The 21,015-nt window shown below is 45.9% G+C and carries 22 protein-coding genes; 14 read left to right on the top strand and 8 right to left on the bottom strand.

The genetic code is table 11. The features are described 5' to 3' along the window. The first annotated feature begins 16 nt into the window (after positions 1-16). From FNE76_RS02755 to rseP, 5 genes are read left to right on the top strand one after another with little or no spacing between them, the layout of a single operon-like run. Positions 17-1,144 (top strand): Eco57I restriction-modification methylase domain-containing protein, encoded by a 1,128-nt coding sequence (locus FNE76_RS02755; RefSeq protein WP_104640648.1) that lies wholly within the window; start codon positions 17-19, stop codon positions 1,142-1,144. Beyond that, entirely contained in the window at positions 1,125-1,772 is a 648-nt protein-coding gene (locus tag FNE76_RS02750) for a restriction endonuclease (protein ID WP_120947881.1), read from the top strand. The genes FNE76_RS02755 and FNE76_RS02750 overlap by 20 nt, the downstream gene beginning before the upstream one ends. Before the next feature lie 32 nt (positions 1,773-1,804). Then, entirely contained in the window at positions 1,805-2,425 is a 621-nt protein-coding gene (locus tag FNE76_RS02745) for a hypothetical protein (RefSeq protein WP_120947882.1), read from the top strand. 13 nt (positions 2,426-2,438) lie between these two features. After that, positions 2,439-2,996 carry a CDP-diacylglycerol--glycerol-3-phosphate 3-phosphatidyltransferase gene (gene pgsA / locus FNE76_RS02740; protein ID WP_120947883.1) on the top strand — a complete coding sequence of 186 codons (558 nt, stop codon included), beginning with the start codon at positions 2,439-2,441 and terminating at the stop codon, positions 2,994-2,996. Beyond that, positions 2,993-4,033: an RIP metalloprotease RseP gene (gene rseP, locus FNE76_RS02735; RefSeq protein WP_120947884.1), complete on the top strand. Its 1,041-nt coding sequence runs from the start codon at positions 2,993-2,995 to the stop codon at positions 4,031-4,033. The genes pgsA and rseP overlap by 4 nt, the downstream gene beginning before the upstream one ends. A 50-nt stretch (positions 4,034-4,083) precedes the next feature. Here rseP and FNE76_RS02730 read toward each other — a convergent pair whose 3' ends face one another. After that, positions 4,084-5,070: an asparaginase gene (locus FNE76_RS02730; protein WP_120947885.1), complete on the bottom strand. Its 987-nt coding sequence runs from the start codon at positions 5,068-5,070 to the stop codon at positions 4,084-4,086. 289 nt (positions 5,071-5,359) lie between these two features. On the opposite strand from FNE76_RS02730, the gene FNE76_RS02725 reads away from it, so the two are divergent. The 9 genes from FNE76_RS02725 (at position 5,360) to FNE76_RS02680 (ending at position 13,368) form a co-directional block, all read left to right on the top strand. After that, positions 5,360-6,160: an HrcA family transcriptional regulator gene (locus FNE76_RS02725; RefSeq protein WP_120947950.1), complete on the top strand. Its 801-nt coding sequence runs from the start codon at positions 5,360-5,362 to the stop codon at positions 6,158-6,160. A gap of 15 nt (positions 6,161-6,175) precedes the next feature. After that, on the top strand, positions 6,176-6,703 hold the full coding sequence (grpE, locus tag FNE76_RS02720) for a nucleotide exchange factor GrpE (RefSeq protein WP_120947886.1): 528 nt from the start codon (positions 6,176-6,178) through the stop codon (positions 6,701-6,703). Positions 6,704-6,724: 21 nt separating this feature from the next. Beyond that, on the top strand, positions 6,725-8,593 hold the full coding sequence (gene dnaK / locus FNE76_RS02715) for a molecular chaperone DnaK (RefSeq protein ID WP_120947887.1): 1,869 nt from the start codon (positions 6,725-6,727) through the stop codon (positions 8,591-8,593). A gap of 405 nt (positions 8,594-8,998) precedes the next feature. Next, positions 8,999-9,283 (top strand): hypothetical protein, encoded by a 285-nt coding sequence (locus FNE76_RS02705; protein ID WP_143928363.1) that lies wholly within the window; start codon positions 8,999-9,001, stop codon positions 9,281-9,283. A 67-nt stretch (positions 9,284-9,350) separates the two neighbouring features. Continuing rightward, positions 9,351-9,968, top strand: coding sequence for a DUF1104 domain-containing protein (locus FNE76_RS02700; protein WP_120947888.1), 618 nt, complete (start codon positions 9,351-9,353; stop codon positions 9,966-9,968). Between the two features lie 98 nt (positions 9,969-10,066). After that, complete coding sequence (locus FNE76_RS02695; RefSeq protein WP_120947889.1) at positions 10,067-10,561, top strand: DUF1104 domain-containing protein; 495 nt, start codon at positions 10,067-10,069, stop codon at positions 10,559-10,561. A gap of 193 nt (positions 10,562-10,754) precedes the next feature. Beyond that, entirely contained in the window at positions 10,755-12,236 is a 1,482-nt protein-coding gene (locus FNE76_RS02690; RefSeq protein ID WP_120947890.1) for a catalase, read from the top strand. Between the two features lie 18 nt (positions 12,237-12,254). Continuing rightward, positions 12,255-13,109 (top strand): transglutaminase-like domain-containing protein, encoded by an 855-nt coding sequence (locus FNE76_RS02685; protein WP_120947891.1) that lies wholly within the window; start codon positions 12,255-12,257, stop codon positions 13,107-13,109. A gap of 43 nt (positions 13,110-13,152) precedes the next feature. Continuing rightward, complete coding sequence (locus FNE76_RS02680) at positions 13,153-13,368, top strand: hypothetical protein (protein WP_120947892.1); 216 nt, start codon at positions 13,153-13,155, stop codon at positions 13,366-13,368. Between the two features lie 71 nt (positions 13,369-13,439). Here FNE76_RS02680 and FNE76_RS02675 read toward each other — a convergent pair whose 3' ends face one another. From FNE76_RS02675 to gabT, 7 genes are all read right to left on the bottom strand, one after another. Next, positions 13,440-14,171 carry a hypothetical protein gene (locus FNE76_RS02675; RefSeq protein WP_120947893.1) on the bottom strand — a complete coding sequence of 244 codons (732 nt, stop codon included), beginning with the start codon at positions 14,169-14,171 and terminating at the stop codon, positions 13,440-13,442. Positions 14,172-14,226: 55 nt separating this feature from the next. Continuing rightward, entirely contained in the window at positions 14,227-15,366 is a 1,140-nt protein-coding gene (locus FNE76_RS02670) for a methyl-accepting chemotaxis protein (RefSeq protein WP_120947894.1), read from the bottom strand. A 9-nt stretch (positions 15,367-15,375) separates the two neighbouring features. Then, positions 15,376-15,864, bottom strand: a complete 489-nt coding sequence (locus FNE76_RS02665) for a PAS domain-containing protein (RefSeq protein ID WP_120947895.1) — start codon at positions 15,862-15,864, stop codon at positions 15,376-15,378. A 56-nt stretch (positions 15,865-15,920) separates the two neighbouring features. Then, positions 15,921-17,120: an L-2-hydroxyglutarate oxidase gene (gene lhgO, locus FNE76_RS02660; RefSeq protein ID WP_120947896.1), complete on the bottom strand. Its 1,200-nt coding sequence runs from the start codon at positions 17,118-17,120 to the stop codon at positions 15,921-15,923. 1 nt (position 17,121) lies between these two features. Beyond that, a complete protein-coding gene (gene glaH, locus FNE76_RS02655) occupies positions 17,122-18,081 on the bottom strand; it encodes a glutarate dioxygenase GlaH (protein WP_120947897.1) in 960 nt (319 codons plus the stop codon). Positions 18,082-18,274: 193 nt separating this feature from the next. Continuing rightward, positions 18,275-19,708 (bottom strand): NAD-dependent succinate-semialdehyde dehydrogenase, encoded by a 1,434-nt coding sequence (locus FNE76_RS02650; RefSeq protein ID WP_120947899.1) that lies wholly within the window; start codon positions 19,706-19,708, stop codon positions 18,275-18,277. After that, the gene (gabT, locus tag FNE76_RS02645) at positions 19,705-20,967 is read right to left on the bottom strand and encodes a 4-aminobutyrate--2-oxoglutarate transaminase (protein WP_120947900.1); all 1,263 of its coding nucleotides are present in this window, start codon (positions 20,965-20,967) and stop codon (positions 19,705-19,707) included. The genes FNE76_RS02650 and gabT overlap by 4 nt, the downstream gene beginning before the upstream one ends. Positions 20,968-21,015 lie beyond the last annotated feature (48 nt).

Below are 21,015 nucleotides of genomic sequence, written 5' to 3'. Positions count from 1 at the left end.
GTTGAAACGGGGTGCGATGGGACTTGATTTAAAGAGGGAACTCGGGCAGTTTTTTTCTCCTCAAAAGCTTGTAAATCAGTGTTTATCGCTCATCCGTTACAAAAATGGTCGGTTGCTAGAACCCTCTTGTGGCAATGGGGCTTTTAATGCACGGCTGGATAACAACGCTGTTTTCATTGAATTAGATAGGAGCGTGATTTGTGATGAAAGGGTGCTCAACATTGACTTTTTTGACTACCCCGTCAGCGAAAAATTTGACACCATCATTGGCAATCCACCCTATGTCGATCGTAGATTATTTAAGATCGCTCATAAAACAGCGATCAGAGCGCGCACGAACCTTTACCTTTACTTCCTTGAAAAATGCTTCCACCATCTCAAGAAGCATGGTGAGATGATTTTTATTGTGCCTAGAGACTTCATCAAACTCACTTCTGCTAGATATGTCAATCATTTGCTCTATGAACACGGGACGATAACCGATTTCTATGATTATGGTGATCAAAAGTTTTTTGGCGGTGCCTGTCCCAATGTGTGTATTTTTAGATATGAAAAGGGCAATTTTTCTTATTTAACCAATACCTTCTATGGTAAGCGGCACTTGCTCATTAGGGATGGTATCCTCTCTTTTCATAAGACAACAAACGTAAAGCCCATTGGTGCCTACTTTGAGATAAAGGTAGGGGCGGTCAGTGGCAAGGATGAATTATTTGAACATGAAAATGGCGATGCGTTTGTGTGTTCGCAAACAGCCAAAAGTGGTAAGCTTAAAAAGATGATTTATGAAAGGCCTGATCGGGTCTTAGAACCGTATAAGGAAATTTTGATCCAGCGCAAAATCAAGCACTTTACAGCAGAAAATTGGTGGGCTTGGGGGCGGCCTGTCAATTTCAGATTTAATGAGCCGCGGGTTTATGTGAATTGCAAAACAAGGAATGCAAACCCTTTTTTTATCAACGAGTGCAATCGATGGGATGGATCTGTGTTAGCACTCTTCCCAAAAAAGGGATTGGATTTAAAGCATGCTCTCCATACATTGAATGAAATTAATTGGGAAGATATGGGATTTGTAACGGGTGGGCGCTACATTTTTTCTCAAAAATCACTTCAGGAGGCTTTAGTTGATGCTAACTTATTTGAATAATATCATCGCTTACCTCAAACAAAAGCCGGTCGTTTTGAATGCAAGTAATCGAGATGGACGCATCAATTCCATTAGCCACGAGGACCAAATTTTGGCTGTCTTGACTGACAAGTTTTCAGAGGTGCAAATGTCCCCCCCTCGTTGTTGGTATGATTTTAAGATTGTCAAGGACTCCCAAGGGATTTTTGTCAACATCAAGGTCTCGGACCTCAACAACAATAGCGCAGACAACATTTCTGCCAAATTGGGCATGGGTTATGCCTTAACGGGCGTGCAAAACCTGCCCACCCCTTGGGAGAAATTCCATGCTATTTTAGCCGAACAACTTAAATTGGGCTATGACTATTATTTTTTGGTTGTGAATAAAAATGACCCCAAAGATTGTTTTTGGACTTCCCTAAAACGCATTGAAACCTTAAATTCTACTGGCAATAACCTACCTTTCCAATGTAAGTGGAACAAGAATCGGGGATTTTCTAAGCGCAATGAGATCGAAGCCACGCGATACATTTTAAACGTTTATTGGGAAAGCTGGAAGAAAAGAGTGGAGGGCTATCCCTCCCATGAGATCTCATCTAGCATCGATCAAAAAATCTGTAATTGGTCTTTAAACGGTGCAAATACTTAGTCCATCCATGATTTTAGCGTGGTAGAGTTTCCATGACCATCCACATCCAAGAAAACAAGGACTTCCAGATTGCCCGTAGGACTATCTTAGTTGCCCATGTTCTCTTAGCTCTCACCACCTTAGGGGCATTCTTTGGCTTGGCTGCTTGGTTGCAAAAAAGCGGGGGGCATGCAGAGCAGTTGGGCGGATTTTTCACCTCTCCCCTTATGCGTGTGTTGCTATTTTGCATGTTAGTCGTGTTTGTGTTCCAAGTTATGGGCTATTACAAGCTGGCAAAAGTGAGCCGTAATTTGTTGATTTTTCGCTGTATCGCCTTCCCCTACATTGCCGATGCGATTCTTTCCTTGGTAGCCCTAATACTTTTCCCCAAAGCCAGCTTAGATCAATTGTTCCACATCAAATCCATTACTTTTCTTTTATACCTCTACTATAGCTACCGACTTTTTGATGAATTGAGCCGTGTAACCCAAGATCGCGCCTTTAAACGGGGTGTGTTGCTCATCGGGGGGGCTTTGGGGTTGTTGTTCCTCCTAGCCAATCTAGGACCCACTCTTGTTGCAAATTGGGGTATTTTACTTGTTGCGAGTATGGTGGTTGGCTGGGGCATGATCTTTTTGGGTTTTGTCAGACTCAAACAAATCTCCACACCTTAAAACGATGCGAGGCATGATCCGCCACATCCCCAATATCCTCACCATTTTGCGCATTGTTTTGGCTATCTTTTTACTGTTCTTTATCCTCCACGCCCCCCATTTTTTTAAGGCATCCCAGACGACCTTAAATTCTATGGGAGCCTTGATTTTTTTACTCGCTGCGCTCACAGATTTTTTAGATGGTTACATTGCCCGCAATTATCAGCTCAAAACTCTTTTTGGCGAAATCTTTGACCCTTTGGCCGATAAGATTTTGATTTTGGCGGCTTTTTTGGGTTTAGTCTATTTGAACCGCATTAATCCGTGGGTGCCCTTTGTGATTTTAGGGCGCGAATTTTTCATCGCTGGTTTGCGCGTTTCTGTTTCTAATATGGGCAAGCACATTGCCGTGAGTCGCTTGGGCAAGTATAAAACATTCTTGCAAATCTGCGCGATTAGCTCTTTGCTGGCTGATTGGCGTATTGGTAGTGTCGTGGTGGGGCATTATTTGGTCGCCCTAGCAATGTTTGCAACTCTGTATTCGGGCATGGATTATGTGATCAAATATTACCAAATGGTGCGCAATCCATGAGTTTGTTATTTTCTTTAGTGGCTCTGGGTTTTTTGATTTTTTTCCATGAATTGGGGCATTTTTTGGTGGCGCGGGCGTGTGGCGTGCATGTGGAGGTTTTTAGTATTGGCTTTGGGCGGAAAATTTGGGCTAAAATGCATGGCGAAACCCAATACGCCCTCTCGCTCATCCCTTTGGGGGGGTATGTCAAACTCAAGGGACAGGACTTTGAAAACCCCTCTTTAGAGCCAGATAGCTACAATAGCAAGACTCCCTTGCAAAAAATCGCTATTTTGATGGCTGGACCCCTATTTAATCTCTTGTTAGCCTTTGGGATTTACTCAGGTTTAAATCTAATCGGGCAAAAGAGTCTAGCCCCTATTGTGGGGTCTTTGATACCCAACATGCCTGCTGTGCAAGCTGGATTGCAAGCTCAAGATCGCATCTTAGCTATCAATGGCGACCCCATTGCTGATTGGCAAGCCCTCACAAAGGCCGTCCAAAAATCTCAAGGCACTTTACAAGTAACCTTCAAGCGTGGCACACAAACCCTAACCCTCCCCATCACACCCATCACCCAAGAGCGTACAAATATTTTCCATGAACATGTGGCAAGCAAAGCCATTGGGATCGCACCCGCTCAAGCCTTTGTGGTGTTGCGCTATAGCGTATTAGGGGCCTTTAAGCACGCTGGAGCGCAATTAGTGGGCATGGTTGGCCTTGTGCTCCAAGGCTTAGAAAAGTTAATTGTAGGCGTGGTGGGTGTCTCAGAGTTAAGCTCTGTAGTGGGTATTGTGGATTTTATGGCGCACCAAAGCGATTGGAGTATTTTGCTCTTGAGTGTGGCGTTTATCTCGATCAACTTGGGCATTCTCAATCTTTTACCCATTCCCATGCTCGATGGTGGGCAGATTTTATTTGTTTTCTATGAAAGCTTGGCGCGCAAAAAGATCGGTCTTAAGAGTATCCAAGCTCTCAACATGCTTGGTTTGGGGATTTTAATTACACTGATGGCCATTGGGCTTTTTAACGATCTAATTAGACTCTTGCACGCCTGAAAAGCCCCCCATAGCCAAACTTGGCGATCCTAACCGCCCCGCATACCGGATCAATGTGTGTGGAAAAACTCTTGAATTTTGGCCACATCCTTGGTTTTTAACAAGGCTAGTTGCAATAAAACCCGTGCCTTTTGTGGGTTGAGATTATCGGGGGTGATAAAACCATATTTGGCATCATCAACCTCTGTAGAGCTCACAAGTCCGCCCCCTGTGCGGCTCGCACGCACAACAACCACACCTTCCTTAACCGCCTTGCCCATCGCATTTAAGAGTGCACTCCCCGGATTGCCATTCCCCATACCCGCAACCACAATCCCCTTAGCCCCATTGATGATCGCATTTTCTAACAGAGATACTTTGCAATCCACATGGGTATAGATCACCACTACCTTAGGCAATTCTTGGATTTTCTCCAAACCCAGATCGCTTTGCAGGGTGTGTTTTCTCAAAGACTGCATGTAAAAATGCACCTTCCCATAATAAATACTCCCTATCTTGCCACAATTAGGCGAGCAAAAAGCATGGACACTACTCGTATGGGTTTTCACCACCTCGCGCGCGCAATGGATTTCATCATCCATCACCACCAAAACGCCCTTACCCACACTTTCTTTATTCAAAGCCACTGCTACCGCATTGTATAAATTCAGTGGGCCATCAGCACTCATACTTGATCCATTACGCATCGCCCCCACTAGCACCACAGGCTTAGAAGTTTTGAGCGTGAGGTGTAAAAAATAGGCACTCTCTTCCATGCTATCTGTGCCATGCGTGATCACGAAACCTTTGATCGCCTCTTGTTGCGCCAAGGTTTCAATGCGTTCTAATAATTTAAACCAAATACCCCAATCCATATCTTGAGAGCCCACATTGGCAATCTGTTCACCCTCAATATCTACGACATGGTGGAGTGGTGGCAATGCCTCTAATATGCGATCAATGCCCATTGTGGCACTAGTATAAGCCCCACTAATCTGACTCTCACTCCCTCCAGCAATCGTCCCGCCTGTGGCTAACACCATCACTTTTGCCTTCATTTTGAAGTCTCCTTTAAGTTTTTTGGGCATTTTAGCCTAAAAGGCTAAATTTAGATACAGGCATGGTTAGCACGGGCTTATTTTGCCCTCTACGGACTTTTTTATTCTTTAATAAATGCCATTTATAGCAAGTATTATTAATTAAATAAGTAATATAAATTGATATAACTGCTATCAAGTTTTGGATTTTAAGCCCTAAATCTTAGCAATATTTGAAAAAGAATGCTAAAATTTGCAAATTCCATGCTATAATGCACTTGGTTTAAAAGATTTGGAAAGGTTGGATTTGATGAGTGTCAAAAAAGAGTGGCTTTTAGAGGCTTTTATTAAAGCTTACCTAGATAGCCACACGCCCATTGGATCGGAGAGTTTGCGTCTGCTCTTGCAAGGAGAGGACATGCAGATTTCTTCTGCCACCATCCGCAATTATTTTAAACGCCTCACTTCTGAGGGAGCATTGCGTCAAAGCCACACCAGTGGTGGGCGTATCCCCACCACCCAAGCCCTCAAAGACTATTGGCGTGCCAAGTTAGACACCGCCACACTCTTAGAAGTGGATCTGAGTAAAATCCAAGAAGCCAGTGTCCGCTATGGAATCTTTAGTTTTGTTGAGCGTTACAAACAAGCCATCTTGCTAGGTGTCTATAACTTCCAAGAACGCTTTTTGATCCTGGATTTTGGGGCGACTCAGATGTTGCTAGCCTATAGCAAGAAACTCGAGTCCTTTTTAAAAGACTTGGTGGGGTTGGGGTGTCAGGCTATCCAAGATGCTGCGTTATTAGTGTGTATCACCAGTCTGGCCAAGCAAATTAAGAACTTCTATCAAGAACGTTTTTATTTTGGACTCTGTGCTCTAGCCCAGCTCTTGCTAGCCCAAACCAAGCATGAAAAGCTATTTTTGGAAATTTGCGAGGGGAGTGTTTTTTGGCATCTCAAGCAGGGCTTGCACTTTGAGCGTATTTTGCCCTTGGGCTTTTTGGGGGTGGTGCAATCCATCACAACACAAGGGCTAAAAAGTAAAATGCTTTGTGTGGGGAGCTTGGAGCGGGATTTTGAGGGGTTTTACAGCGCGATCACGCGTGCATCTTAAGTGAAAGGGAAGAGAATGGCAGAAAATGAAGAAGTGGTGGATCGAGAGGGAGAGATTATCCAACCTAATTTGGATAAATCTGAAAAACCAGAGATTGACTACCAACTCAAATTCAAGGAGGCGCAAGATTTATATGTGCGCACCCATGCGGATTTTGAAAACGCTAAGAAAAGGCTAGAAAAAGACAAGGCGATGGCGTTAGAATACGCCTATGAAAAAATCGCTAACGATCTTTTGCCCGTGATTGATGCGTTGCATGCCGCTTTGCAGAGCGCACAAAAAGAGGAGGAAACCAGAGAGGCACAACCCATCTCTAAAGGGTTAGAACTCACCTTGCACAAAATGCATGAAGTACTCGCCAAACATGGCATTGAGTGTGTGGAGTGCGTGGCAGAATTTGACCCCAGCGTGCATAATGCGGTCATGCATGTGAGCGCAGAGCATAAGCAGGAAGGGGAGATTGTAGAGGTCTTCCAAAAAGGCTACAAGTATAAAGAGCGTTTATTGCGCCCTGCGATGGTGAGCATCGCTAAAAACAATTAATCTTAATACAAAGGATATAAAATGGCAAAAGTGATCGGTATTGATCTAGGCACAACAAACTCTGCAATGGCAGTTTATGAGGGCAATGAGGCAAAAATCATCGCTAACAAAGAGGGCAAGAACACAACCCCCTCAGTGGTGGCTTTCACCGATAAAGGTGAAATCTTAGTGGGTGAGAGTGCTAAACGCCAGGCGGTTACCAACCCGGAAAAAACGATCTATTCGATCAAACGAATCATGGGGTTGATGAGCAATGAAGACAAGGCACAAGAGGCTAAAAAACGTTTGCCCTATAAAATCGTGGATCGCAATGGGGCTTGTGCCATAGAAGTTGCGGGCAAAACCTACACCCCCCAAGAAATCTCGGCTAAAATTTTAATGAAACTCAAAGAGGATGCTGAGAGCTATTTAGGCGAACCTGTTACAGAGGCGGTGATCACCGTGCCCGCTTATTTTAATGACAGCCAAAGAAAAGCCACTAAAGAGGCGGGCACCATTGCGGGTTTAAATGTGTTGCGTATCATCAATGAGCCTACTTCAGCTGCCCTTGCCTATGGCTTGGACAAAAAAGAATCTGAAAAGATCATGGTTTATGACTTGGGCGGAGGGACATTTGATGTTACTGTGCTTGAAACAGGCGACAACGTCGTAGAGGTTTTGGCCACTGGTGGGGATGCTTTCTTGGGAGGCGATGACTTTGACAACCGCGTGATCGACTACATCGCCAAAGAATTTGAAAGCGAGAATGGGATTGACATTAAAAAGGACATTATGGCGTTGCAACGCTTGAAGGAAGCTAGCGAGAATGCTAAAAAGGAACTCAGTTCCGCACAAGAGAGCGAAATTAATCTGCCCTTTATCACAGCGGATGCGAGTGGTCCTAAACACTTGGTCAAAAAAATCACCCGTGCCAAGTTTGAAAGCTTGATTGATGATTTGATTGAGGATACCATCAAGAAAATTGATAGTGTGATCCAAGATGCGGGCTTGAGCAAGGGGGATATTGCAGAAGTGGTCATGGTGGGGGGTTCTACGCGTATCCCAAAAGTGCAAGAGCGGGTTAAGGAGTTCATCAACAAAGATTTAAACAAGTCGGTTAATCCCGATGAGGTTGTGGCTGTGGGGGCGAGTATCCAAGCGGGCGTGTTGAAGGGTGATGTCAAAGATGTCTTACTTTTAGATGTGATTCCTCTAAGCCTAGGCATTGAAACTTTGGGTGGGGTGATGACTAAGGTCATTGAAAAAGGCACGACCATCCCGGCTAAAAAAGCCCAAGTATTCTCTACGGCTGAGGATAACCAGCCTGCTGTGTCCATCTTGGTCTTGCAAGGTGAGCGCGAATTTTCTAAAGACAACAAGTCTCTAGGTAAGTTTGATCTCACCGGGATCGCCCCAGCTCCTAGAGGCGTGCCCCAAATTGAGGTTACCTTTGACATCGACGCTAATGGAATTTTGACCGTCTCGGCTAAGGACAAAAACACCGGCAAATCCCAAGAGATTAAAATCTCTGGTTCGAGTGGCTTGAGCGATAGCGAAATTGAAAAAATGGTCAAAGATGCGGAGTTGCACAAGGAGGAAGATCGCCGCCGTAAAGAGGTGGTGGAGGCTAAAAACCAAGCCGAGAGCCTCGCACACCAAACCAAAAAGAGCTTAGAGGAGCACAAAGCCGGTCTAGAGCCCAGTGATGTGGAGAAAATCCAAGGCGCGCTCAACGATTTAGAAGCCACTCTTAAAGATGAGAGTGCAACTAAGGAGATGGTAGAAGCCAAGATGAAAGCCTTAGCGGAGAGTTCGCACAAGCTCACCGAGGCGATGATGAAAAAGGATCAAGGGGCAGCACAAACATCTAAGAAAAAAGAGGATGATGTGATTGATGCTGAAGTAGAGTAGGGGGTGGAACCCACGCATTTAGGGAGTCTTAGCACCCAAGGTAACCCTTTCTGTGGAGGGGGGAACACCTTGCGTTGTCCCAAGCATGGATGGGTTTTTAGACTCCAATTCTCTTACCTACGCCAATGGGGCATGTAAGAGCCCACTTGATCCGACCAGCTACACTTTAGACAACCACACCCTAGCCCTAACAAACGCAACGAGTCTCACCAATCCCTGCCTCCTCACCAAAAAGGGGATGATGCACACATCTCCAAGGATAGACTCTTAATCTGTGCCAACTTTGAATCCCAAAGCACCCAAAAGGCGTTAAAATCTTGGATTTACCAACCCACCGTAAAGCCTCTAGCTTTAGTTGTGGGGAGTATGTCAAGAGATCATGTCTTGCACTTCAGCACGTAAGGCTTGAGAATAGAGGCCAATTTTGCTAGCCAAACTTTCCACACACTTGAACTCACAGAAGAGATTTTAGAATCTCAAGAGAGCTTTAGGGTGATGGTGCTCAAAATCTGTGCCGAAGTTCTTGCTTGCGTGGTGGAAAAACATCTGCCTTTTGAAGACTTCTCAATTGGCTTTACCGGCAATCCAACACATATGAAAGTGTTTTTTGGTTCCACTTCACCAATGTCTATACACACACTTACTGGTGTAGTTGCGGGGTTTGTTCGTGCAAGATTAGGGCACAATTAAGCTTATATTTAACTAGGACTAGCTAGAATAGCGATCGTTTTTTATTTCAATCACAAAGGGTCGGTTTATGCGTCGGTTTTTAGGAATTTTTTTGATGGGCATGTTGTCTTTGGGTGTTGCAAACGCTAAAGATTACTCTAGTCTAAGTGGTCCAGAGTTGCTCAAGTTAGCCGGTAAGGTGCCAGCTGAAGATGCTTTGGATTTGCGTGCAGCGGTCCATAAGCATGTTGAGAGCTTAAAAACAGCCAAGGCTAAAAATAGCTTCAAATGGAAATTCAAGCAAGCAGCTGAAGCCCACTTTAAGAAAATGAAAAAGAAAGATTTTGTGGCTATGCGCGAAGAAATCCGCAAGGAATTTGAAAGTGCCACAAAAGAGCATTCTCCTGACGAACTCAAAGAAATGGGTCTAGCCGGAGTCCATGTTTGTAAGGGTGAGGTGCGTAAAGTGTGGTGTGCTTCTAAAAAGAAAAGGGGAGCGCATAAGGAAGGTGCTCACAAAGAGGGCAAAGCCCACGGACACCATGGCGGACACCATGAGGGTGGTCATAAAGGCATGGAGAAATCTGGTACTGGTAAGGGCGGATCTATGGAACACATGGAACATGGCGACAAAGAAATGCCAAAAGCCCCTGCTAAGAGTGGTGGTGCTGGAGAACAAGCTCCAAAATCAGAGGCACAACACTAGTAGTCTATAGTCTGGAACTTTAGGGTCCTTTGGGACCCATGCTTTTATTCCTTTCTGTCTTTTTCTCTTTTTTAAATTTTCAGTGTTGGGAGGTGTGTATGAAATCTGTAAAATTGGGCTTATCGTCTTTGATCTTGGCTGGTTTATGCACAGGCTTGTGGGCAAATGAGGTCTCTTTTAAAAATAAGAGCAACCAAGAGCTAATCGAGTTAGCGGGCAAAGTGGCTCCCAATGAGGTCCCAGATTACCAAATGGAGCTCTTTAAGCGCATGAAGGGCATGGGTGCGGAGCAAAAAAAGGAATTCCATGACCAACTAAAAAAGGCCGCGGATAAAAACACCGAAAACATGACCATGGAGGAGTTTGAAAAACGCCGTGAGGCTATCCGTGCAGCTATCAAAGCGCGCATTGCTAAAATGACGCGTGCAGAATATAAAAATAGCGGTTTATCTGTCAAGTCTTGTAATTGCCATGCTAGGTGTAATTGCGATGTTGCAGGGCCTTGTACCTGTGGCAAACACGGGCACAAGCACGATCGCAAACACAAACCCGGGCATGAGCACCACGAGCACGAGAATAAACACGAATCCTAGTCGCATTCTAGCTTTTCTTGAAGACCCGTCTAAAATGGGTCTTTTCTTATAATGACCACATAGTTACCATACATAACATTTTGAGAATTTAGTTGGGTTTTTGTTTCCTTTTAAGGCTTAGATAGAGTGTTTTTGTGCTACACTTCTGGGTGAATCCACTAGGGTTCTAAATAAAATATAAAGGATTTTCCCAATGAAACACAAAGAAGTTGTTTTAACCACCGCAACGGGAACGCCCATTGCCAATAACCAAGATGTTTTGACTGCAGGTCCAAGAGGTCCAGTGCTCTTACAAAGCACTTGGTTTCTAGAAAAATTAGCCCATTTTGATCGCGAGCGCATTCCTGAGAGGGTGGTGCATGCCAAGGGTAGCGGGGCTTATGGCACTTTTACAGTTACCAAAGACATCACTAAATACACCAAAGCTAAAATCTTTAGTAAAGTGGGCAAAAAAACCCCTTGCTTCTTCCGCTTTTCCACCGTGGCAGGTGAAAAAGGCTCTGCTGATGCTGAGAGGGACCCACGTGGCTTTGCGATGAAGTATTACACCGAAGAGGGCAACTGGGATTTGGTCGGCAATAACACCCCTGTGTTTTTCGTGCGCGATCCCATCAAATTCCCCGACTTCATCCACACCCAAAAACGCCACCCACAAACCAACCTACGGGACAACACAATGGTGTGGGATTTTTGGAGCAATGTGCCTGAGAGTTTGCACCAAGTTACCATTGTGATGAGCGATCGGGGTATTCCCGATGGTTATCGCCACATGCACGGCTTTGGTAGCCATACCTTCAGCTTGATCAATGCCAAAAACCAACGCTTTTGGGTGAAGTTCCACCTTAAAAGCATGCAAGGGATCAAGAATCTCACCAGCGAAGAGGCTGCTAAGGTGCGCGCACACGATCTAGATTCCGCCCAAAGGGATTTATTTGAAGCCATCGAGCGGGGCGACTACCCTAAATGGAGAATGTCTATCCAAGTGATGCCTGAGAGCGAAGCCAAGACCTATCGTTTCCATCCTTTTGATGTTACCAAGACTTGGAGTCAAAAAGATTATCCGCTGATCGAGGTAGGGATTGTAGAGCTCAACAAGAACCCAGAAAACTATTTTGCCGAGGTGGAGCAATCCGCTTTCACCCCTGCTAATGTTGTCCCGGGTATTGGCTATAGTCCCGATCGCATGTTGCAGGGCCGTCTTTTCTCTTATGGGGACACACACCGCTACCGGCTAGGCGTTAATTACACCCAATTACCCGTGAATGCGCCCCGTTGCCCCTTCCATAGCTCTTCTAGAGATGGTTTTATGACCAATGGTTATTATGGTTCCATGATTAACTATAACCCTAGTTCTTTCCCGGGCTATAAAGAGGATCCCAATGCCAAAGAGCCTAAACTAGACTTAGCCAAGCTAGAGGATGAGTTTGCTGCCTATGACTATAATTTTAGGGATTATGACACAGACTACTACACCCAACCTGGCGATCTCTACCGCCTCATGCCCAAAGATGAAAAGGAGAGGACTTGCCTTAACATCGTGCATTCTATGCATGGCGTGCCCGATAACATTGTAAAACGCCAAATCGAGCACTTCAAAAAAGCCGATGCTAATTATGGCAAACGGGTTGCAGAGCTGTGGGCACAAATGAAACGCATGCATAAAAACAAGGCATAGATTAGGTTTGGAGCAAATATGCAACGCAGAGATTTTATCAAAACGGGCATTATGGGAACGGGTATGTTGGTTGGGGCTGGCTTTTTGGGGGCTAGCCAGTCCCCTTCTCCGAAGTCTAAAAGACACCGCCTCCACCTGGATTATGAAATCCATGTAGCGTCCTCCAAACAAACAAAAATGTGGGTTCCCCTCCCCCTAGCCACAAACTACCAGCAACCCAGCAATCTTCGTGTGCATGGCAATTATACCCATTTGGAGGCTAGGGACGCTGATCAGGTGCCCATGTTGCATGTGGTGTTTGACAAGCAAGAGCCCGTTAAGCGCGTGCAGATTCAAGTGGATGTGTGGCAACTAGATGCTATTTCTGCCAGCCAAGATTCACAAGACTTGGCGCGCTTTTTGGAACCCACGCGCTATATCCCAGTCAATCTAGAGACTATCAAACAAGCAAAGGAGTTGGCCGGGCTCTCTGCCAAACAGAGCGTGGATCGCTACTATGCGTGGGCTAAGGACCATGGGACAACCGCTACCTTTGTTTCACTATGCAGGAGTGCAGGTATTCCAGCTAGAGAGGTGCAGGGTTTTGAGTTAGGGCATAAGTTGGCTTTAGGCGTGAAAAGCGAGGTCTTTTTGCCTAGTGCGGGTTGGGTGCGCTACGATCTGCAAGGTGCGCGCAATTCCAAATTAGATGGGCGAGGTCGCTGGATAGGGGATTTTGTTGCGCTCAATTTTCAAAAAGATACGCCCTTGGATCGCTTCTTAATCGATTCGTTTAACGGGGCGTTTGCTCTGATTGATGGGGATAATTTGGCTTACTACGATGCGAGCTATTTTATCCAAGATCTGAGCTATAAGACACTCCACGCCGTTTAAAAAGAGTGGAGGCGGGTTGGCGTAGGCTTAGTATGGGGATCGGATGGAATTTTTAAAAAAACTCCTTATGGAGTATAAAACGAAACTCTTTGTGATTTACTGGCTCCGTTGGATGCTTTCCGCTGTGGTCATGTTGCCCTTCATGCTTCTGTTTGAGTGGATGCACACCCCCCTTTGGCTCAATCTTTTCTTAGGGCAGACCATCGGGGCCGTCATTTTCTTTAAGATCGATAAATTTATCTTCCGCAAGCAAGATTAGTTTTAGTCTTGCCTGAGCAACCGCGCCACAGACTCCAAGTTTAGAAATCCCAGCGTGGCACTGGATTTTCTTTAAACACACTCCAACATTAAACGTGCCATTAAGGATAATTCCAACTTGTCAGAAAAGTGTTCTTTGTTTTGAGCAGGCAGAGTGCTTAAGCGTGTGGTGGGGTTATTCCCATAGAGATCAAGATGTTGGATGTGGCATTGCTTGCCCAGTTTTTGTGTCCAAAAAGTGGCTTGTTTTTGGGCTTTTTGCACCAAGACACCTTGCAAAGAAGTCCAGTCTAAATCTTCTGTTTTGAAGTGCAGGGCTGGGGTATTGAGCACAAAAAGCGTGCTCTTAGCCGCCACTTGTGCAATTTTATCGCGCAAGGTTTCATATTGGGATAGCGCGGAGGCTTTGAAGCTACAGCCCATATCCGCATAGAGTTTATAGCCAGTCAAAACTTGCCTGTTGTCCTTATCAAAGGTGTAGTTGGGCTTGAGGCTATAACTGGTCGCATGGCACAAGTTGGCATTTTTAACAAGCTTATTGATCTCTGAAAAGCCCGCTTTGATACTTTCCTCTTGTTGGGGGCTTAGAACCGGCGCACTCAGTAGGGCATTTGCACTGCTAAAAACAAGGTGTGTAGTGTAGGTTTTGGGTGTAACCTCTTGGGTGGTTTGGATTTCTAAGGTGATTTGGGTTTTATCCTTGTTGGATGCGTGCTTACTCAAGACAAAACGCTCAAAGGCTAATCCGCCTATGAAAAAACCCAAAAAAACAAGCCCCATCCCGATCGTAGCTAATTTCTTCATGTCATCCCCTTAAGTTAAATGGGGGTGATTCTAGCGATCTTAAGACAACATAGCCTTAAGAGACAGGCATTGCATCTAGACTCCGCAAACGCGCTACCATGTCATCTACCTCGCGTGTGTTATAATGTGCTTTGAGATGTTCTAACACCTCATTAATAAGGGACAGTCCATCTTGGCTGACCGCCTTTTCTAGCTCAATATTGACTTGCTTGTTGGTCACCACGCTCCGATAAACATTCATTTTCAAAATGATCCACTCGATGTGGCGCATCACATTTAAAAGCCCCATTTCCAATTCCTGATTATTGCTTAGGCTCTTGTGGCTATCGGTTACAAATGTCTGTAAAATCTTTAAAAACTCATCAAAGTGGGTGTTAATCCCCGTGCTCAGTTGGGCAATTTCTGTAAATTCCTGCCCTAACTTGTCAATCCCTCCTTTAAACTCGCCAAAACTGCTTTTAATGCTCCCCACCTCCTTAGCCACCCTCTCAGCTAATTTTCTAATCTCATCAGCCACCACCGCAAACCCACGCCCATGTTCCCCGCTACGCGCAGCCTCAATGGCAGCATTTAAGGAAAGCAAATTGGTCTGATCGGCGATGTCGCTAATCACATTAGTAACTTGCATCACAAAATCCATGCCACTTTCCAACTCACCCATCACAACATTAATGTTGGTGCAATTTTCATTGAAGTGGAGCAAATCGGTATGGATTTTTTGGATCGCATCTTGGTTTTTTAGCGAGCTTTTTTCAATATTTTGTGCCAACTCCTTATTCTCTATACACTGATCGATGCGTGTGCTAAGCTTGGTCAAAACATCTCTAATGCCCTTAGCACCACCATCCATATCGGCTAATTGCAACACAATGGCATTGTTATTAGAGGCAATGATTCCCTCTACATGGGACTCGGCATGCTCGGCATATTGTTTGAAAACCCCACGATAACCCCCATAAAACATATTGCGGTAATCCTTGCCATCTTTGGCTGCCTGCACACAAGCATTCATCTCTCTAAAAACCGATTCCACTTGATCTAAAAAATCATTCAAGCCATGCATGATGTTTTTGTATTTGCAATTCTCATCAATATCGATAATGCGCACTTCCAAATACCCATCTTTAATGGCATTAACAAATTCCTCGATCTTGCTTAATGCTGCATCTTGTTTTTTATCAAACAACCCTAACATGTGCGTCCTCTATAATCGTTGTAGTTTATTGACCCATTCTTCGTAGCCACAGCCTTGTTTGTCTAGTAGCTCTTGCAAACGCGTGCCACTTGTCTGCATGCCATGCCTTTTTTCCATCTCGAGCAAATCCGCATAAATGGGCGTGATAATATCCAAGGCTTTTCTGTTGGGCGCGCGCCGCACAGAGTAATAACCAATGGGTTTGCCATCACCATCAATAGAGGCGGTTACATTGGCAAAGACCCAGTAAAAATTCCCATCAAAGGTTTTGTTTTTGATGTAGGCAAAAATCTCTCTTTTGTCCATGATCGCCTCCCAAAGCATTCTAAAAATGACCTTGGGCATTTCTGGATGCCTCACAATATTGTGTGGCTTGTGCAAAATCTCTTTTTCGCTACAATGAACAATGTCCAAAAAAGGCTTATTGGCATAGGTAATAGCACCTTTTAAGTTGGTCTTGGTAACCAAAAAATGATCCGGCTTAACAAACTTTTCCATAACTGCGTCCTATTTAAAGAAGTGTAGATTCTGGTGCAATCCACATTTTATAATCCTCAAACAATCGCCTCTAATTGTAACAAAACATGCTTACCTATAGGTAAAGCCGCTGTAGCTGCTGGGCTAGGCGCATTGCATACATTGACCGTGCGTTGCGTGTTGTAAAACAAAAAATCCTCAATAAGTTCTCCACTCCCACTCACCGCTTGGGCACGCACGCCAGAGGGGTGGTGTTCTAGGTCCTCAAGCCTTAAAGAAGGGCAGTATTTTTGCACCAAAGAGAGATAACTTTTCTTGCAACAAGAGTGTTTAAACTCGCATAAGCCAACTCTAAAGTGCTTCTTGATCACGTGCCGCACACCCTTGTGCCCTAACATTTCCTTACAATCCCGCCAACTCACATCAAGTTTAGAATACCCCTCTCGCTTGAGTGCCAAGATGGCATTAGGCCCCACGGTGATACCCCCACCAACCATGGGGGTCAAATGCACGCCCAAAAAGGGCATATCCGGATCGGGAATGGGGTAGATCAAATGCTTGACAAGATTATTACGATCGTGAGTGAGTTTGAAATATTCCCCCCTAAAGGGGCAGATTGTAAAATCCGGTTTTAAGCCTAGCATTTTCACCATGCGATCGGCATGCAAGCCCGCACAGGTGATCAAATAATTGCACTCAAACACCCCGCGCGTGGTGGTGATTTTCACCCCCCTAGCATGCTCGCTCAAACCCACTACTCCAGCATTGTAAAAGACCTCTCCGCCTTGTTGCGCAAACAAAGTCCGCATGGTCTGCACAATAGCCGGGTAACTCACAACCGCACTGGTGGGGAAGAAAATCCCCCCCAAGCCGGTGATATTGGGTTCTTTCTCTCTGAGCTCCTGAGCATCCAAACGTACCCGTTCCAAGCCATTTTCTTTAGTGCGCTCCCAAAGCTCCTCCATGCGTTGCATTTCTAGTTCATCGCTGGCTACTAGTAGCTTCCCACATTCCTCATAGATAATCCCATGATCCTCACAAAAGGCCTTAGTCGCTTTGTTGCCCTCATAGCAAAACTGCGCTTTGAGCGTGCCGGGGGTGTAATAGACTCCTGCATGGATCACCCCGCTATTGCGCCCGGTTTGGTGCAACGCACTGGCATTCTCTTTTTCTAAAAGGGCGACTTTGGAGTTAGGGTATTGTTCCAGCAACTGCATCGCCACCGAATGCCCTAAAATGCCCCCTCCGATGATGATGAAATCATAGATAACAGCCATGCTAAAAATTTTTGAAATTTTTATAACGGCTAAAGGGGTTGGTGCTGAAAGAAAAATAACCCCTTTGGCGCATCAATTCCCGGCGTAAGCCCGCATGGGGTTTGAATTTATCCCGCCCATGCAACCAAAAAAGATTGTTGATCAGCAAAAACTGCCCCACGGGCACGGGGAAAGAAAGCTTATGTTTGGAACTCTCTAAAGAATCGCCCAAATCTGCCAAATAGACTCCCTCTTCATAGTCTTTGGGCTGGGCAAATTGATCGATGTAAAGCATGACCGGCTTGGCATGGCTGTCGGCCTCAAAGACGGGGTGGTAGACATCTTGGGTAACATTCTTGCTCGGTGGGGCCGCCCAACGCATGACCCTTTTGGCCATGTGATGGTTGTAAAACTTACCTAGATCCTCCCAATCATCTAGGTGCAAGAGTTGCGAGTCCCCACCCTCCATGTTTTGCTCATCGATCTTATACATCAACACATAGTCGGTAACCTCATTGACATAAGTCCCGTCATTGTGCAATTCTAGGGGTTTGTCAGGTTTCCTTAGGTAGCTGTCCGAATTGTCCGTATTGAGCACCGCCCAGCGGGCATAATATTGCCCGGTCATCTGATCGAAGTTGGATCGTCCGATCAAATGCACAAAAGCCGTGGCGATTTTCACCATCTCATCGCCCTGCTCAGCACGATTAATCCCCTCTGGATTGACCAACAACGCCCCCGCATCCCGATCGCCTAAAGCGCGTTCCAAAAAAGGTTTGAGCTGGTGATCGCAGATTCGATCTAAAATCTGAGCCACCCGGAAGCGCAAGAAAGATTTGTATTCCAAAGCCTGCACCGGGTAAATTTCAATTTCTTTCAAAAATTGCGCAATGCCCTCTTTGCTGATCGTAACCTGCAAGAGTCTATCAGAATAAGGAGTGGGTTTTACGCATAAATTTTGAGATTGGATATGATAAGCCATTTGTTCTCCTTTTCATAAAATCAAAGTCAAAATGCCATGACACTCCATATATGCGCTGGTATTCTACCACAAATGTAGCTGGTTGCTTGTTTGGTGAAATCCCGTGCATGGCATGGGATTAAAATTGGGAACAAACTTAACACCAAAACCCCACTATGCCCGATAGCCTTTGACAAGAACCTAGCCTCTGGCGCTACTTTTCCTCTAAATCCACGCACATGTATTTGAGCTCCAAATAATCCTCCATGCCATATTTAGAGCCCTCTCTGCCCAATCCGCTCTGCTTGACCCCGCCAAAGGGTGCGGTTTCTGTCGAGATGATCCCCGTATTCACGCCCACAATCCCATATTCTAAAGCCTCGCTCACGCGGAAAATGCGCGCAGGGCTTTGGGTATAAAAATACGCCGCTAGCCCGTATTCTGTGGCATTGGCTTTGGCAATCACCTCTTCTTCATCCTCAAAGCTAAACAAGGGGGCTAAAGGCCCAAAGGTTTCTTCTTTAGCAACCAACATCTCTTGATTGACATGGGTTAAAATCGTGGGTTCAAAAAAGCTCCCCCCTAAAGTGCTGGGCTTGCCCCCGCTTAAAATTTTTGCGCCCTTAGAGGTGGCATCGGCGATGTGTTCTTGCACCTTGTCCAATGCCTTGAGATCGATTAAAGGCCCTTGCGTGGTGCTCTCTTGCAAACCATCGCCCAATTTCAAGCCCTCAACTTTTGTTTTCAGCATCTGGCTGACTGGGTCATAAATGCTCTTTTGCACATAAATGCGGTTAGCGCACACGCAAGTTTGCCCGCTGTTACGGAATTTAGAAGCCAAAATCCCCTCCACAGCCTTTTCTAAGTTGGCATCCTCAAAGACAATGAAGGGCGCATTGCCCCCTAGCTCTAGGGATAATTTTTTGATACTAGGTGCACTTTGTGCCATTAAAAGCCGCCCCACTTGTGTAGAACCTGTAAAGCTGATCTTGCGCACCAAATCGCTCCCACACAGCACCCTAGAAATCATGCTAGCCCCTCCACTCACCACGCTTAATACCCCGCTAGGCACGCCCGCTTGCATTGCTAAAACCATGAGTGCATACGCGCTTAGGGGCGTTTGGGTAGCGGGTTTGACAATCATCGAGCACCCACAGGCTAGGGCGGGTGCGGCCTTGCGCGCGATCATCGCACAAGGGAAGTTCCAAGGCGTGATCGCCCCACACACCCCAATAGGTTGTTTGAGCACCAAGATTTTTTGATTTTTTGCTACACTGGGCAGAATATCCCCATCAATGCGCCGGCATTCCTCAGCAAACCAGCGCAAGAAATTTGCCCCATAGACAACCTCGCCCCGCGCCTCTTTTAGGGGCTTGCCCATCTCTTGAGTTAAAATACGCGCCAAATCCTCTTGGTGCTCCAACACCAAAGCATACCACTTGAGTAGAATGTTGGCACGCTCTAGGGCTAACTTGCCCGCCCATAGTTTTTGGGCTTTATGCGCTTGCTCAATGAGTCCTTCTAGCTCCTCTTGGCCAATATCCTTCACAAAGGCTAGGGTTTTGCCCGTGGCCGGGTTAGTGACCGGAATAAAGCCCTCTTTTTCCTGCTGGCTCACAAAGGGGTGATCTAGGAGTTTGAAATTCATCTTACAGCCTTTTTAATGGAGTGTTCTAAAATCTCAAGGGCGCGATCAAATTGCTCTTGAGGGATGGTGAGCGGGTAGAGAAAGCGAATCACATTCCCATAACCCCCACAGGTCAAGAGTAAGAGCCCTTGATCCATCGCCTCTTTTTGCACCCCCTTAGCCAAATCTGGGCTAGGCTTGCCCTCTTTAAAAAACTCCATAGCCACCATGGAGCCTAGCCCCCTAACCTCAGCAATCTCCTTAATCTCTTGTTGGAGGGTTTGGAGCTTCTGGGTGAGTTGCACGCCTAGGTTTTGGGCTCTTTCATTTAGCCTTTCTTCTTTGATGATCTCTAGCACCTCGAGGGCGGCAACTGTGGCTAATGGGCTACCCGCATAAGTCCCTCCTAGTCCCCCCGGACTAGGTGCGTCCATGATCTCTGCTTTACCCACAATCCCCGAAAGGGGCAAGCCCCCGCCCAAACTCTTAGCCATGCAAATCAGATCGGGGCTGACATTAAAATGCTCCATTGCAAACATCTTACCTGTGCGTGCAAAACCAGTCTGCACCTCATCGGCGATCAGAACAATCCCATGCGTGTTGCAAAACTCCCTAAGCTCCGCCACAAACTCCACAGGTGCGGGGTTAAACCCCCCCTCGCCTTGCACGGGTTCAAAGATGATGGCCGCCACATCTAGCGGGGAAATTGAGCTTTTGCAAATGTGCTCCAAGCTTTTAATACTATCGCCTATACTCACCCCGTGCAAGGCATTGGGGTAATAGGCGTGATAAACCCCCGGGTTACCCACACCCAGCTCGGCTTTATAGGGCACGACCTTACCAGTCATGCTCACCGCCATCGAAGTACGCCCATGGAAAGACCCCCCAAAGGCAATCACGCCATAGCGTTTGGTGTGGGCTTTGGCAATTTTGATCGCATTCTCGGTAGCCTCCCCTCCTGTGGTGAAAAAGCATGTCTTTTTGGTCCCCTCAATGGGCGCTAAGGCATTGATCTTTTCGGCTAATTCAATATAACTCTCATAGGGACTGACTTGGTAGGCGGTGTGTGTGAATTGATCCAGTTGTTTTTTGACCGCCTCAATCACGCGCGGGTGTCTGTGCCCCACATTCAAGACCGCAATCCCACCCGCAAAATCAATAAATTCACGCCCATCGCTACTTTTCAGCGTGGCATTATATGCCTCCTGCACGAACCAATCACACACAATCCCAATCCCCTTGGGCGTTGCGCTTAATCTACGGCCTAACAAATCTCCCATGATCGATCCTCAAATACTTAATTTAACGGGGGATTGTATAGCAACTAA

Origin of the sequence: Helicobacter mehlei, assembly GCF_007280785.1 — a bacterium.
GTDB classification, from domain to species: domain Bacteria; phylum Campylobacterota; class Campylobacteria; order Campylobacterales; family Helicobacteraceae; genus Helicobacter; species Helicobacter mehlei.
This window is presented reverse-complemented; position numbering and strand designations above follow the sequence as displayed.

Coding starts and splice junctions, on each gene's coding strand:
- FNE76_RS02700 (WP_120947888.1), top strand. CDS start 9,351: ATGCGTCGGTTTTTAGGAATTTTTTTGATGGGCATGTTGTCTTTGGGT.
- FNE76_RS02695 (WP_120947889.1), top strand. CDS start 10,067: ATGAAATCTGTAAAATTGGGCTTATCGTCTTTGATCTTGGCTGGTTTA.
- FNE76_RS02750 (WP_120947881.1), top strand. CDS start 1,125: ATGCTAACTTATTTGAATAATATCATCGCTTACCTCAAACAAAAGCCG.
- FNE76_RS02675 (WP_120947893.1), bottom strand. CDS start 14,171: ATGAAGAAATTAGCTACGATCGGGATGGGGCTTGTTTTTTTGGGTTTT.
- FNE76_RS02725 (WP_120947950.1), top strand. CDS start 5,360: ATGAGTGTCAAAAAAGAGTGGCTTTTAGAGGCTTTTATTAAAGCTTAC.
- FNE76_RS02650 (WP_120947899.1), bottom strand. CDS start 19,708: ATGAATTTCAAACTCCTAGATCACCCCTTTGTGAGCCAGCAGGAAAAA.
- grpE (WP_120947886.1), top strand. CDS start 6,176: ATGGCAGAAAATGAAGAAGTGGTGGATCGAGAGGGAGAGATTATCCAA.
- gabT (WP_120947900.1), bottom strand. CDS start 20,967: ATGGGAGATTTGTTAGGCCGTAGATTAAGCGCAACGCCCAAGGGGATT.
- rseP (WP_120947884.1), top strand. CDS start 2,993: ATGAGTTTGTTATTTTCTTTAGTGGCTCTGGGTTTTTTGATTTTTTTC.
- FNE76_RS02730 (WP_120947885.1), bottom strand. CDS start 5,070: ATGAAGGCAAAAGTGATGGTGTTAGCCACAGGCGGGACGATTGCTGGA.
- dnaK (WP_120947887.1), top strand. CDS start 6,725: ATGGCAAAAGTGATCGGTATTGATCTAGGCACAACAAACTCTGCAATG.
- FNE76_RS02745 (WP_120947882.1), top strand. CDS start 1,805: ATGACCATCCACATCCAAGAAAACAAGGACTTCCAGATTGCCCGTAGG.
- glaH (WP_120947897.1), bottom strand. CDS start 18,081: ATGGCTTATCATATCCAATCTCAAAATTTATGCGTAAAACCCACTCCT.
- FNE76_RS02665 (WP_120947895.1), bottom strand. CDS start 15,864: ATGGAAAAGTTTGTTAAGCCGGATCATTTTTTGGTTACCAAGACCAAC.
- FNE76_RS02680 (WP_120947892.1), top strand. CDS start 13,153: ATGGAATTTTTAAAAAAACTCCTTATGGAGTATAAAACGAAACTCTTT.
- FNE76_RS02755 (WP_104640648.1), top strand. CDS start 17: ATGGGACTTGATTTAAAGAGGGAACTCGGGCAGTTTTTTTCTCCTCAA.
- FNE76_RS02690 (WP_120947890.1), top strand. CDS start 10,755: ATGAAACACAAAGAAGTTGTTTTAACCACCGCAACGGGAACGCCCATT.
- FNE76_RS02685 (WP_120947891.1), top strand. CDS start 12,255: ATGCAACGCAGAGATTTTATCAAAACGGGCATTATGGGAACGGGTATG.
- pgsA (WP_120947883.1), top strand. CDS start 2,439: ATGATCCGCCACATCCCCAATATCCTCACCATTTTGCGCATTGTTTTG.
- lhgO (WP_120947896.1), bottom strand. CDS start 17,120: ATGGCTGTTATCTATGATTTCATCATCATCGGAGGGGGCATTTTAGGG.
- FNE76_RS02670 (WP_120947894.1), bottom strand. CDS start 15,366: ATGTTAGGGTTGTTTGATAAAAAACAAGATGCAGCATTAAGCAAGATC.